Here is a 12354-nt window from a genome sequence, read left to right on the forward strand (position 1 = left end):
AACGTTTCCAGTCGGGAGAGGCCGATGTCTACCACCGCACTTGCTCACCGTGTCCGCGTCCTCGCCGCTGCCGGGCACCGGCACGACGAGATTCTCACGCCCGCCGCTCTCGACTTCGTCGGCCGGCTGGCCGCCGCCTTCGGGGAGCGTCGGCGGGAACTGTTGAAGGAGCGTCGTCGGCAGGCCCTGCGGCTGGCCAGTGGGGCGCCGCTCGACTTCCCCATGGTCACCTCGGCCGTGCGCGCCGATCCGACGTGGCGGGTGGCGCCGCCCGCGCCGGGTCTCGCCGACCGGCGGGTGGAGATCACCGGCCCGCCCGAGCGCCGTATGACCGTCAACGCCCTCAACTCGGGCGCCCAGGTGTGGCTGGCGGACTTCGAGGACGCCACCTCGCCCACCTGGGACAACATCGTCTCCGGTCAGCTCAACCTGCTCGACGCCATCGAGCGCCGGATCGACTTCACCAGCCCCGAGGGCAAGGAGTACCGCCTCGGGGACCGTGACCGGCTCGCCACCATCGTCGTCCGGCCCCGCGGGTGGCACGTTGACGAGGAGCACCTGGAGTTCGACGGGCGGCCGGTGCCCGCGGCTCTCGTGGACTTCGGGCTGTTCTTCTTCCACTGCGCCCAGCGCCAGATCGACGCCGGCCACGGCCCGTACTTCTATCTGCCCAAGCTGGAGAACCGCTACGAGGCCCGCCTGTGGAACGACATCTTCGTCCTCGCGCAGGAACTCCTCGGCATCCCGCGCGGCACGGTCCGCGCCACCGTTCTCATCGAGACGATCACCGCGGCCTTCGAGATGGAGGAGATCCTCCACGAGCTGCGCGAGCACGGTTCCGGTCTCAACGCGGGCCGCTGGGACTACCTGTTCAGCCTGATCAAGACCTTCGGTCATCGGACGGACTTCCTGCTGCCGGACCGGGCGAAGGTCACCATGACCGCCCCGTTCATGCGGGCGTACACCGAGCTCCTCGTGCGCACCTGCCACAAGCGGGGCGCCCACGCCATCGGCGGCATGGCCGCCCACGTGCCCGGCAGGGACACGGCCGCGAACGAGGCGGCGCTCGCCAAGGTGCGCCTGGACAAGGAGCGGGAGGCGGAGGACGGCTTCGACGGGTCGTGGGTTGCCCACCCGGGCCTGGTGTCCGTCTGCCGTGACGTGTTCGACGGTGTCCTCGGCGCACGGCCGCACCAGATCGACCGTACGCGCGACGACGTGGAGGTCGGCGCCGCCGACCTGCTGTCGGTGCGCCGGATCAGTGGGCCGCCCACTCCGGAGGGCGTGCGCGTCAACATCGCGGTCGCCCTGCGGTACTTCGCGGCCTGGCTGCGCGGCCAGGGCGCGGTCGCGCTGTATGGGCTGATGGAGGACGCGGCCACCGCCGAGATCGCCCGGGTGCAGATCTGGCAGTGGCTGCGGCATCGGGTGATCGACCGCGCGACCGTACTGCGGCTGCTCGACGACGAGGTCGTGGCGCTCGGCGCCGAGTACCCGTGGGCGCCGGTCGACGAGATCCGCGCGCTGTTCGAACGGACCGCGCTGGCAGGCGAGTTGCCGGAGTTCTTCACGCCGGACGCCTACAGCCGTCACCTCGTGCGGCGGACGGAGGCCGGAGCATGAGCGGGGGCGTCGGGCGCGTCGGTGTGGTCGGCGGCGGGCAGATGGGGGCCGGGATCGCCGAGGTGTGCGCGCTGGCCGGGCTCGACACCGTGGTGTGCGAGGTGGACGCGGTCGCGGCCCGCGCCGCCCGGGAACGGGTGACGGCGTCGCTCGACCGCGCGGTGCGGCGGGGCAAGCTGGAGCAGGTCGCCGCGCGGGACGCGCTCGCGCGGACGGTGTTCACCGGCAACCTGGAGGATCTGGCCGACCGGCAGCTCGTCGTCGAGGCCGTCGTGGAGAACCCGGACGCCAAGATCGAGGTGTTCACGGCGCTCGACAAGATCGTCGAGGATCCGGCGGCCGTGCTGGCCACCAACACCTCCTCCCTGCCGGTCATGCGGCTCGGCAGGGCGACCGGCCGCGCGGACCGGGTCGTGGGCCTGCACTTCTTCAACCCGGTGCCCGTCCTGCCGCTGGTGGAGGTCGTGACCTCCCTGCACACCTCGGCCGCGACGATCGCCACGGTCGAGGGCTTCGCCGCCCGCACGCTCGGCAGAACCGTGATCCGTTCCCAGGACCGGGCGGGCTTCGTCGTCAACGCGCTGCTCGTCCCCTACCTGCTGTCCGCGATCCGGATGGCGGAGTCCGGCTTCGCCATCGCCGCCGACATCGACACCGGCATGGAACTGGGCTGCGCCCACCCCATGGGCCCGCTGAAGCTCGCGGATCTGATCGGTCTCGACACCGTCGCCTCGATCGCCGAGTCGCTCTACGACGAGTTCAAGGAACCCCTCTACGCTCCTCCCCCGCTGCTCCAGCGGATGGTGGAGGCGGGGCTGCTGGGCCGTAAGAGCGGCCGGGGGTTCCATGTGTACGGCCGGGTAGGCTGATCCGTGCAGCTGGTTCGCCCCGTCCTCCAGGCGGGATGCGTCGCAAGAGGGAACCCGGTGGGAATCCGGGACTGCCCCGCAGCGGTGAGCGGGAACGACCGCCGTCATACGCACTGGGCCCGACGTACAGGGCCCGGGAAGCGACGGCCAGTAGGTGTCCTCCGGTCAGGAGGGCGTGCCCGCGAGTCCGAAGACCTGCCAACTGCCCGCGCGCGAACCACTCGTGCGCGGACATCCCGGTGACCTCGAGGGCGGGTCGGCGTACACGACCGAACGGACGGCCATACGGCCGCTGCCGTCCGGTCCGTCGCCCCTTCGCGCTCTCGTCCCGTCCCCGGGATCTCAGGGATTCATCTCGCGAAGGAGATCTCCGTGACCACCAAGTCCGCAGCCGCGGCAGCACGCGCCACCGTGTACGGCTACCCCCGTCAGGGCCCGAACCGGGAGCTGAAGAAGGCGATCGAGGGCTACTGGAAGGGCCGGGTCGACGCCGACGCCCTCCGCTCCACCGCCGCCGACCTGCGCGCATCGAACTGGCGGCAGCTCGTCGAGGCCGGCATCCACGAGGTGCCGACCGGCGACTTCTCGTACTACGACCAGGTCCTGGACACCACCGTCATGGTCGGCGCCGTCCCCGCCCGGCACCGCGCCGCCGTCGAGGCCGACGCCCTGGACGGCTACTTCGCCATGGCGCGCGGCACGCAGGACATCGCGCCGCTGGAAATGACCAAGTGGTTCGACACGAACTACCACTATCTCGTCCCGGAGTTGGGCCCGGACACGGTCTTCACGGCCGACTCGACGAAGCAGGTCGCCGAGCTGAAGGAGGTCCTGGCGCTGGGCCTGACCGCGCGGCCCGTCCTGGTCGGACCGGTCACCTACCTCCTGCTCGCCAAGTCCGCGCCCGGGGTCGCCGCGGACTTCGAGCCGCTCACCCTCCTGGACCGGCTGCTGCCGGTGTACGCCGAGGTCCTCGCCGACCTGCGCGCGGCCGGCGCCGAGTGGGTCCAGCTGGACGAGCCCGCCCTGGTCCAGGACCGCACCCCGGCCGAACTGAACGCCGCCGAGCGGGCCTACCGCGACCTCGGCGCCCTCACCGACCGGCCGAAGCTGCTGGTCGCCTCGTACTTCGACCGGCTCGGCGACGCCCTGCCGGTGCTGGCCAAGGCGCCGGTCGAGGGGCTCGCGCTGGACTTCACTCAGGCCGCCGCCGCCAACCTGGACGCGCTCGCCGCCGTGGGAGGGCTGCCCGGCAAGCGCCTGGTCGCCGGTGTCGTCAACGGCCGCAACGTCTGGGTCAACGACCTGTCGAAGTCCCTCGCCACCCTGGGCACCCTGCTGGGCCTCGCCGACCGGGTCGACGTGTCGGCCTCCTGCTCGCTGCTGCACGTGCCGCTGGACGCGGCGGCGGAGCGCAACATCGCACCGCAGATCCTGCGCTGGCTGGCCTTCGCGAAGCAGAAGACCGCCGAGATCGTCACCCTCGCCCGGGGCCTCGCCCAGGGCACCGACACCATCACCGCCGAACTCGCCGCCAACCGCGCCGACCTGGCCTCCCGCGCCGGTTCCCCGATCACGCACGACCCGGCCGTCCGGTCCCGTGCGGCGGCCGTCGCGGACGCGGACGCCCGCCGCTCCCAGCCGTACGTCGAACGGGCCGCCGCCCAACGCGCCCACCTCGGCCTGCCGTTGCTGCCGACCACGACCATCGGCTCCTTCCCGCAGACCGGCGAACTGCGCACCGCACGCGCCGACCTCCGCGCGGGCCGCATCGACACCGCCGGCTACGAGGAGCGGATCAAGGCGGAGATCCAGGAGGTCGTCTCCTTCCAGGAGACGACCGGCATCGACGTCCTGGTGCACGGCGAGCCCGAACGCAACGACATGGTCCAGTACTTCGCCGAGCGGCTCACCGGCTACCTCGCCACCCAGCACGGCTGGGTGCAGTCCTACGGCACCCGCTACGTCCGCCCGCCGATCCTGGCCGGCGACATCTCCCGTCCCGATCCGATGACGGTGCGCTGGACGTCGTACGCCCAGTCCCTCACCTCCCGCCCGGTCAAGGGCATGCTCACCGGACCGGTCACCATGCTGGCCTGGTCCTTCGTCCGCGACGACCAGCCGCTCGGCGAGACGGCCCGCCAGGTCGCCCTGGCCCTGCGCGACGAGGTGAACGACCTTGAGGCGGCCGGGACCTCGGTCATCCAGGTCGACGAGCCCGCGCTGCGCGAGACGCTCCCGCTGCGTGCCGCCGACCGCGGCGCCTATCTGGCGTGGGCGACGGAGGCGTTCCGGCTCAGCACGAGCGGAGTGCGGCCGGACACCCAGATCCACACCCACATGTGCTACGCCGAGTTCGGCGACATCGTCCAGGCCATCGACGACCTCGACGCCGACGTCATCAGCCTGGAGGCCGCCCGCTCGCACATGCAGGTCGCCCGGGAGCTGGCCGCGCACGGCTACCCGCGTGAGGCGGGGCCGGGTGTCTACGACATCCACTCGCCGCGGGTGCCGAGCACGCGGGAGGCGGCGGAACTCCTGCGCACCGGGCTGAAGGCCATCCCCGCCGAACGGCTGTGGGTCAACCCCGACTGCGGTCTGAAGACCCGCGGCTGGCCGGAGACCCGCGCCTCGCTGGAGCACCTGGTCGCCGCTGCCCGCACGGTGCGCGAGGAGGTCGCGGGGCGCTCCGCGTCCTGACGCCGTGACCGGTCGGTTCCGCGGCGGTTCTCCGCTTCCGCCGAACTGCGGGTTCCCGCGGTGTGATGATCGAACGTGTGATCAGCAGGGGAACGGGACCGGCCGGACGCAGTACGTGGATCGGGATAGCGGCGGCAGCGCTCCCGCTGTACCTGACGATGATCGCCGCCTCGGCCGGCGCGCTGGTCGACACCGCTCTGCTGGGCAACCACTCCACCGCCGTGCTCGCCGCCTTCGCCGTGAGCATGGCGGTGTTCAGCCCGGCCACCGCCACGGTGGCGGGCGCGCTGCGCGGTGTGATGCCGTTCGTCACGCCGCGCAGGGAGGATCCCGACCGTCTCCTGCCCGTGGTGCACAGCGGGACGTGGCTCGCGATCACCGTCGGTGCCCTCGCCGCGGCGGCGGTCGCGTCCGTTCCTCTGATCGGCCGGGCGACCGGGGTTCCCCGCACCGCTCTCGACCAGCTGGGGACCTTTCCCTTGCTGCTGGCCGGCAGTGTGCTCGCCATCGCGGTCGGCTCGTCGGCCACGTCCGTCCTGGTCGCGCTGGGCGACTCCAAGCTGGTGATGCGGGCCGGGTTGCTCGGCACCGCCGCATCCACCGCGCTGTCCGTGCTCCTCGTGGGTGGTCCCGGCCCACTGCCGAGTTACGGCCTGACGGGGGCGGGCGTCGCCATGCTCGCGTCCAGCGTGATCAGCGCCTCCGTCAACCAGGTGGCCCTCCGTCGCTCCACCGTGCTGGCCGGCCGCTCCCTGTATCCGGGCAGGCCGGATGTGAGACAGGTCTGGCAGTTGGGCTCCGTGGGGATTCCGCTCGCCGGCACGGTACTCGTCAAGTTCGCCGTCCTGGGCGTACTGACCTTCGCCGCGGCCCGGATCGGGACGGCGGACGCCGCGGTGCACAGCGTCGGAATCTCGCTTGTCAACCTCATCTTCACGGCTGCGGTGGCGGTCGGCCAGGCCACCATCCCGCTGGTCTCCGAGTACGCGGAGAAGCACGACAGCGCGCGTATCCGCCGCAGCGTTCGGGCAGGGACCTGGCTGGCACTGGCCGTCGTGGGGTTCATCGCATCAGTGATGATCGCCCTCGGTCCGTGGATCGTTCCGCTGTTCACCGGGGATGCCGAGGTACGGCCGCAGATCACGGACCTGCTGCCCCTGGTGCTGGCCGTGGTCGTCACCGACGCGCTGCAGGCGGTCGTCGGCTTCGGACTGATCGGCCTCAAACGCACCGTGCCGAGTTTCGTGTCGACCTTCGTCTGCTACGGAGTCCTGGCCGCTGTCGCCGCCCCGGTCGCCACGGCCGGGGGCCTTGCCGCCCTGTGGACGGCTCTCGCCGTCGCCAACTTCCTCCAGGCGGTCGGCAAGGCGTACTCCTTCCACCGGCACAGCACCTTCACCGAGAACCGCGACCAGGCGCCGGTGGTCACCTGAGAGGCCCGGTCGGCGCTGCGCCGCACTCTGCTCACCCGGCCGACTCCTCGGTGCCGTCGGGTCCGGCGAGCCCGAGTTCGCGCTCGCCGAGCGGCGTGAAGAAGCGCTCCACGTCGGCGCCGGTGACCTCGGCGAGGGTGGCCGGTGACCAGCGCGGGTTGCGGTCCTTGTCGATGACCTGGGCGCGGATGCCCTCGACCAGGTCGGGCGCGGTCAGGGCCGCGCAGGAGACGCGGTACTCCTGGTCGAGGACCCGCTCCAGCGGGCCGAGCCGACGGGCGCGGCGCAGGGCGGCCAGGGTGACCTTGAGGGCGGTGGGCGACTTGGCCAGGAGGGTCTCGGCGGTCTCCTTGGCGTCCGGGTCGCCTTGGGCGAGCAGCCGCCCGACGATCTCCTCGACCGTGTCGGCGGCGAAGCAGGAGTCGATCCACTCCCGCCGTCCGGCCAACTCCCCCTCCGGGGCGGGCCGCACATGACGGTCCAGGGCTTCTCGTACGGGCAGTTCGGCGAGGTCGTCGACGAAGTACCGCAGCGCGATGGACGGCATGTGGTGGTCGGCGAGCCCGCACAGCAGGGCGTCCCCGGCGCCGATCTGCGCACCCGTCAGGGCGAGGTGGGTGCCGAGTTCGCCCGGGGCCAGGGCGAGCAGGTAGGTGCCACCGACGTCCGGGACGAAGCCGATGCCGGTCTCGGGCATGGCGACCCTCGACCGCTCGGTGACGATCCGGACACTGCCGTGCGCGGAGACACCGACGCCGCCGCCCATGACGATGCCGTCCATGAGGGCGACGTACGGCTTGGGGTAGCGGGCGATACGGGCGTTGAGGTGGTACTCGTCGCGCCAGAACGCGGCGGAGGCCGTGCCGTCCCCGTCGCGCGCGTCGTCGTGGATGGCCCGGATGTCGCCGCCCGCGCACAGGCCGCGTTCCCCCGCGCCCCTGATGACGACGGTCTCGACGGCCGGGTCGTGCTCCCACGCGGTGAGCGCCTCGTCGATGCGGCGCACCATCGCGTGGGTGAGGGCGTTGATCGCCCTGGGCCGGTCCAGGGTGATGTGGGCGGCCCGGCCCTCCGTGGCCAACAGGACGTCGGTCATCCGAGTGCCTCCGTCAGGCCGCGGGCCACGATGACGCGCATCATCTCGTCGGTTCCTTCCAGGATCTGGTGAACGCACAGGTCACGGACGATCCTCTCAATGCCGTACGCGCTGAGACAGCAGTAGCCCCCCCCGTGGAGTCGGAGGGCACGGTCGGCCACCGTCGTCAGGCGACGGCCGGCTGTTCGGCCACCCGGAGATTCAGGGCCCGGTGGTAGCGGCGCAGCAGGAGCAGGGCCGTGGCGGCGAGGCCGGTCAGGAGGCCGAGCCAGACTCCTTCGGTGTCCCATCCGGCGAGCCGGCCGCGCTGGCGACGGGGGTGGTGCCCGGGGGCTGACCGATCCGTCGCCGGCTCCGGTGGCGGGACTGGAGCAGCACCCACTGCCTGCCGATGTCCCCGCGGGGGCGGCGTACTGCACCGTCACCCTGGCCTTTCCGTCCTCACCGCGCAGCTGCGCCCCAGTCCTTCTGCGACATGGCCTGCCGCAGCGACGCGGCGTCGGAACCGCTGACGAACGCAGCGGCTCCCGACCAACGCCCGACGGCGACCGCGCGGACAGACGCGCGAAGGCGCACAGCCGCCGGGCGGCCGTCGGACGGCGACGCCTACGTGGAAGACCAACGGAGCATATGTGGAAGGGGAGTTGAGGAGGCGTCAGCGCTTGAGCACGAAGGTGAAGTCGTCGGAGAGCTTGCCGCTCAGCCGGACCGGCGAGACGAGTTTCCCTTCCGCGATCAGCCTCTCGACCTCCGCCCGCGAAAGACCGCACCCTTCAGCGATCAGCCGCACCGGCCGGACGGGGATCCGCGCCGCGAACCGGACCGAGACGTCGATCACCTCGCGGTCCAGGTGATCCGGTCCGCCGGTGTCGAGGCGCCAGGCGTCGTCCCAGTCGAGGGCGATGCGATTACGGCGCCACAGGGCCGGATCCTGGAGCAACTCGGCTGTCAGAGCAGGGTCGTTGTCATGCAGCCGGTCCAGCAGTTCAGGTCGTACGGAGCGCACGTTCATCCGCTCCAGGACCGTGAGCTTGGCCGTTTCCCCGCAAGCGGTACAGAGCACGAGGAGCCAGGCATCGATGAGCTTGTGGTTCGCGTTGACGCGGAATTTGCCGCTTGCCCGGAAGCGCTCGGACGCGCACGTGTGGCAACGGCGCAGAACGAGCGGCAGGCAGGTGGGCGCGACCACCCAGATTTTGAGCACAGAAGTACACCGGTTTCAGTGAGAAGACCGCAGCAGGAAGCAGCGCGGCGCACAGACGCGACGCGCGACCAATCAGCGCTTGGGGGGTCTCACACGGTGTACAACGGCACGTCCTTGATCAGACGACTTGGACCGGCAGCACGGTAGTGGCGCACGGCTCCGCCGGTCGACTGGTTTTCGAACACCTCAACGCACGGAGACCCGCAGGCTGGAGCGGTGGATCTCCAGGACCCGGCGGTAGGGCAGGACGTGCCAGTCGCCGTCGGGCTGCGGGACGCCGCTGGAGGCGACGACCACCCGGTCCTCGTCGGCGCGGTAGCGCAGCCGGAAGAAGTCGGGGCCGCGGCGCCGACTGACCTCGGACTCCGGGTCCTCTTCGGAATACGCGTACAGGGCCTGCTCGGTGAGCAGCAGGCAGTTGAGGCTGGCGAAGGAGGCGCGGGCCCGGATGTCCGCGGCGGCCTGGGCGAGCGCGTCGGCCGGGTCCTCCTCCCCCAGCAGCGTCAGCACGCGCAGGAAGTACCGCTCGGAGTCGGTGCTGCCGGCCGCCCGGGCGAGCAGGTCGGCGTCGATGAGCCCGTCGAGTGCGTCGTACGGCGTGAAGAAGCCGTTGTGCGCGAAGGCGAGGGAGCCGGCCGTGAAGGGGTGGGTGTTGCCGGGCACGACCGGCAGGTCGGGGCTGGCCAGCCGCAGGTGGAGCAGCGCGGCGTCCGTGAGCGTGCCGGTGAGGACGGTGCCCCAGAGGCGGGTGTCGGCGGCCGGGGCGGTGTCCTTGACGATGCGCAGGCCGGTGCCCTGTCCGGGCCAGGCGGCGATGCCCCAGCCGTCCCGGTGTTCGCGGCTGAGCTCGGTGAAGGGGGCGGCCAGATCGCTCAGGGCGTCGGTCAGGGGCAGCGGGGCGCGGGTGACCACGCCCATCAGGCGGCACATGGGTGTTTTCCTCGCGGGTTTCGGCGACGCTCGGGGAGTTCAGGAACGGCGGGCTTCCAGCCAGGACGCCGTCCGGGACAGGGCCGCGTTGACGGCGATGAAGGCCACGGCCGCGACCAGGTAGGTGGACAGCACGGCGTGGTAGTACTCGCCCAGCACCTTGGCCTGGTGGAGCAGTTCGAGATAGCTGACGACGTAGCCGAGCGTCGAGTCCTTCAGCAGCCGCACCAACTGGCTGACCAGGGCCGGTGCCAGCGCCCGCAGCGCCTGTGGCACGACGACGTACCGCATGGCCTGGCCGTGTGTCATGCCGATGCTGTACGCGGCCTCGGTCTGCCCGCGCGGCAGGTTCAGCACACCGGCCCGGTAGATCTCGGCGACGACGGCGGCGTTGCCCAGCACGATCGGGATCACCAGCTGCCAGAACACCGGGAGGGTGAGGCCGGCGCTGGGCAGCCCGAACAGGAAGACGTAGAGCAGGAGCAGCAGCGGCACGGACCGGAAGAGTTCGACGTACGTCCGGGCCGCCCCGCGGACCAGGCGGTTGCGGGACAGCCGGCCGAGCGCGATCAGCCCGCCCAGCGGGAAGGCGAGCGCGGCTGCGACGGCCGTGGCCAGCAGGGTGTGGCCGAGTCCGTCGAGGAGGAACCGCAGGACCGGCCACTGGCCGAACATCCACCACTGGCTGCGGTCGAGCTGACCGTGCGCCGCGAACTGCCGTACCGCCAGGGCGAACAGGGCTGCGAGCACGACCACGGAGACGGCCGTGGCGATCCGGATACGGCGGCGGGCGCGGGGTCCTGGCGGGTCGAAGAGGAGGTGGAGGTCGTCCTGGCGCCGCTGCCGCTTGGCCGTCGGCGCGGAGGTCGTCGGGTTCGTCACCGTCGTCATCGGCTCACCGCCAGTTTCCGTTCGATGCGCCCGGTGACGAGGCCGGCGGAGAGGGTGATCGCGACGTAGACGACCGTGGTGATCGCGAAGGTGGTCAGCGGCTGGTCGTACCGCAGGGTCACGAACTCGGCCTGGCCGGTGAGTTCCGCGACACCGACCGCCGCGGCCAGCGAGGTGCTGAGCGCGCAGCCGACGAAGAGGGAGCCCAGCGGCTGCACCATGGGCCGGATCGCCTGCGGCAGGATCACGAACCGCAGGCACGCGCCGAAGCCGAGGCCCAGCGCGCGGGCCGCCTCCACCTGCCCGCGCGGCACGGCGCGTACCCCGGAGCGCACGACCTCGCACACGAACGCCGCCCAGTACAGGGCCATCGCCGTGGCCGCGGTGGCGAACAGCGGGTACAGCAGCCCGAGGTCGGGCAGCCCGAACACGAACAGCACGAGCAGCACCAGCAGCGGGACGTTCCGGAACAGCGCGACGTACGCGGCGCCGAACGACCTGAGCGGCGCCACCGGGCAGATCCGCAGCACGGCCACCACCACGCCGGCCACGACCGCGCCCACGAACACGAGCGCGGTCAGGGCGAGTGTCAGCAGCAGCCCGTGGGCCAACTGGCCCGCGATGTCGGGGAGATGGGCGCTCATGGCGTCGGTCAGCTGCCCTCGACCGAGCCGATCACCGGCGGCTTCGGGGCGTCACCGGTCACGGCGGTGCCCAGCGTGGCCTTCCACAACTTCGCCCACAGCCCGCTGTCCTCGATCTTCTTCAGCCACGCGTCGACGAACTTCTTCATCTCCGGCGACTGCTTCGGTACGCCGATGCCGTACGGGTCGGTGGTGAACGGCTTGCCCACCACCTGCACGGACAGGTCGCGGTACTGGACGCCCACGAGCAGCGACTGGTCGTTGACGTAGGCGTCCGCGCGGCCCTGCCGAACGGCCTGGACGCACTGGCTGTTGCCCTCGAAGAGCATCACCTGTGCCTTCGGCGCGAACTTCTTGACGTTGTTGGCGGCCGTGGAGCCGCTCTGTACGCAGACGTTCTTGCCGTTCAGGTCCTTGACGGACGTGATGCCGGAGTCGCCCTTCTTGGTGAGGATCGCGTTGCCGGAGGAGTAGTACGGCCCCGCGAAATCGATCTTCTTGGCCCGCTCCGGGGTGATGGAGTACGTGGCGAAGACGGTGTCGACCGTGCCGTTGCGCAGCAGCTGCTCCCGGGTGGCCACCGTGACCTGCACGAGCTTGGTGTCCGTGCTGCCGGTGATGTACTTCGCCAGCATCGCCGCGAGACCGGCGTCGAAGCCGGTGAGCCTGCCGGTGACCGGGTCCTTCAGGGAGAACAGGGCGGAGGTGTCGGTACCGCCGACGGCGAGCGTGCCGCGCTTCTTGATGGTGGCCATGAGGCTGCCGGCGGGTATCTGGTCGGCGGTGGCGACGGGGGCCGCGTCGAGGATCTGCTGGTAGGCGTCGGACGATCCGGCGGCGGTGGAGGATCCCGCGGAGCCGCCGGGGGCGGGGAGCGCCGCCGAACCCCCGCCGCACGCGCCGAGGGTGAGGGCGAGCGCGGCGGAGGCGCAGACGGCGGTGAGGACGCGGGAATTTCTCATGG

At 71.5% G+C, this 12354-nt stretch carries 11 protein-coding genes, 1 pseudogene and 1 riboswitch; of the genes and pseudogenes, 4 read left to right on the plus strand and 8 right to left on the minus strand.

Features of this window, described 5'->3' with window-relative positions; genetic code table 11:
• The first annotated feature begins 24 nt into the window (after nucleotides 1-24).
• The 4 genes from aceB (at nucleotide 25) to ACIA8X_RS33735 (ending at nucleotide 6625) form a co-directional block, all read left to right on the plus strand.
• Nucleotides 25-1623, plus strand: a complete 1599-nt coding sequence (aceB, locus tag ACIA8X_RS33720; RefSeq protein ID WP_399459889.1) for a malate synthase A — start codon at nucleotides 25-27, stop codon at nucleotides 1621-1623.
• A complete protein-coding gene (locus ACIA8X_RS33725) occupies nucleotides 1620-2492 on the plus strand; it encodes a 3-hydroxybutyryl-CoA dehydrogenase (protein ID WP_393456730.1) in 873 nt (290 codons plus the stop codon). Before aceB ends, ACIA8X_RS33725 begins: the two co-directional genes overlap by 4 nt.
• A riboswitch (cobalamin riboswitch) is annotated at nucleotides 2486-2710 on the plus strand. (Overlaps the previous gene by 7 nt.)
• Nucleotides 2711-2864: 154 nt before the next feature.
• Complete coding sequence (gene metE / locus ACIA8X_RS33730) at nucleotides 2865-5192, plus strand: 5-methyltetrahydropteroyltriglutamate--homocysteine S-methyltransferase (protein ID WP_399459890.1); 2328 nt, start codon at nucleotides 2865-2867, stop codon at nucleotides 5190-5192.
• A gap of 77 nt (nucleotides 5193-5269) precedes the next feature.
• Nucleotides 5270-6625: an MATE family efflux transporter gene (locus ACIA8X_RS33735; protein ID WP_399459891.1), complete on the plus strand. Its 1356-nt coding sequence runs from the start codon at nucleotides 5270-5272 to the stop codon at nucleotides 6623-6625.
• A 31-nt stretch (nucleotides 6626-6656) separates the two neighbouring features.
• Here ACIA8X_RS33735 and ACIA8X_RS33740 read toward each other — a convergent pair whose 3' ends face one another.
• The 8 genes and pseudogenes from ACIA8X_RS33740 to ACIA8X_RS33775 form a co-directional block, all read right to left on the minus strand.
• On the minus strand, nucleotides 6657-7721 hold the full coding sequence (locus ACIA8X_RS33740) for an enoyl-CoA hydratase/isomerase family protein (RefSeq protein WP_399459892.1): 1065 nt from the start codon (nucleotides 7719-7721) through the stop codon (nucleotides 6657-6659).
• Nucleotides 7718-7882 (minus strand): annotated as a pseudogene (locus ACIA8X_RS33745) (acyl-CoA dehydrogenase family protein); the annotation flags it as partial. The pseudogene ACIA8X_RS33745 and the gene ACIA8X_RS33740, both read right to left, overlap by 4 nt.
• 5 nt (nucleotides 7883-7887) lie before the next feature.
• Complete coding sequence (locus ACIA8X_RS33750) at nucleotides 7888-8103, minus strand: hypothetical protein (RefSeq protein ID WP_399459893.1); 216 nt, start codon at nucleotides 8101-8103, stop codon at nucleotides 7888-7890.
• Nucleotides 8104-8376: 273 nt separating this feature from the next.
• Entirely contained in the window at nucleotides 8377-8925 is a 549-nt protein-coding gene (locus ACIA8X_RS33755) for a DUF1062 domain-containing protein (RefSeq protein WP_399459894.1), read from the minus strand.
• 186 nt (nucleotides 8926-9111) lie between these two features.
• Nucleotides 9112-9855 (minus strand): class II glutamine amidotransferase, encoded by a 744-nt coding sequence (locus tag ACIA8X_RS33760; protein WP_399459895.1) that lies wholly within the window; start codon nucleotides 9853-9855, stop codon nucleotides 9112-9114.
• Between the two features lie 39 nt (nucleotides 9856-9894).
• The gene (locus tag ACIA8X_RS33765; protein WP_393456711.1) at nucleotides 9895-10746 is read right to left on the minus strand and encodes an amino acid ABC transporter permease; all 852 of its coding nucleotides are present in this window, start codon (nucleotides 10744-10746) and stop codon (nucleotides 9895-9897) included.
• Nucleotides 10743-11390, minus strand: a complete 648-nt coding sequence (locus ACIA8X_RS33770) for an amino acid ABC transporter permease (RefSeq protein WP_399459896.1) — start codon at nucleotides 11388-11390, stop codon at nucleotides 10743-10745. Before ACIA8X_RS33770 ends, ACIA8X_RS33765 begins: the two co-directional genes overlap by 4 nt.
• Before the next feature lie 8 nt (nucleotides 11391-11398).
• Complete coding sequence (locus ACIA8X_RS33775; RefSeq protein ID WP_399459897.1) at nucleotides 11399-12352, minus strand: glutamate ABC transporter substrate-binding protein; 954 nt, start codon at nucleotides 12350-12352, stop codon at nucleotides 11399-11401.
• Nucleotides 12353-12354 lie beyond the last annotated feature (2 nt).

The sequence above is a fragment of the Streptomyces sp. NPDC051738 genome (genome assembly GCF_044453205.1).
GTDB lineage: Bacteria > Actinomycetota > Actinomycetes > Streptomycetales > Streptomycetaceae > Streptomyces.

Coding starts and splice junctions, on each gene's coding strand:
- ACIA8X_RS33770 (WP_399459896.1), bottom strand. CDS start 11,390: ATGAGCGCCCATCTCCCCGACATCGCGGGCCAGTTGGCCCACGGGCTG.
- ACIA8X_RS33765 (WP_393456711.1), bottom strand. CDS start 10,746: ATGACGACGGTGACGAACCCGACGACCTCCGCGCCGACGGCCAAGCGG.
- ACIA8X_RS33740 (WP_399459892.1), bottom strand. CDS start 7,721: ATGACCGACGTCCTGTTGGCCACGGAGGGCCGGGCCGCCCACATCACC.
- aceB (WP_399459889.1), top strand. CDS start 25: ATGTCTACCACCGCACTTGCTCACCGTGTCCGCGTCCTCGCCGCTGCC.
- ACIA8X_RS33725 (WP_393456730.1), top strand. CDS start 1,620: ATGAGCGGGGGCGTCGGGCGCGTCGGTGTGGTCGGCGGCGGGCAGATG.
- ACIA8X_RS33775 (WP_399459897.1), bottom strand. CDS start 12,352: ATGAGAAATTCCCGCGTCCTCACCGCCGTCTGCGCCTCCGCCGCGCTC.
- ACIA8X_RS33760 (WP_399459895.1), bottom strand. CDS start 9,855: ATGTGCCGCCTGATGGGCGTGGTCACCCGCGCCCCGCTGCCCCTGACC.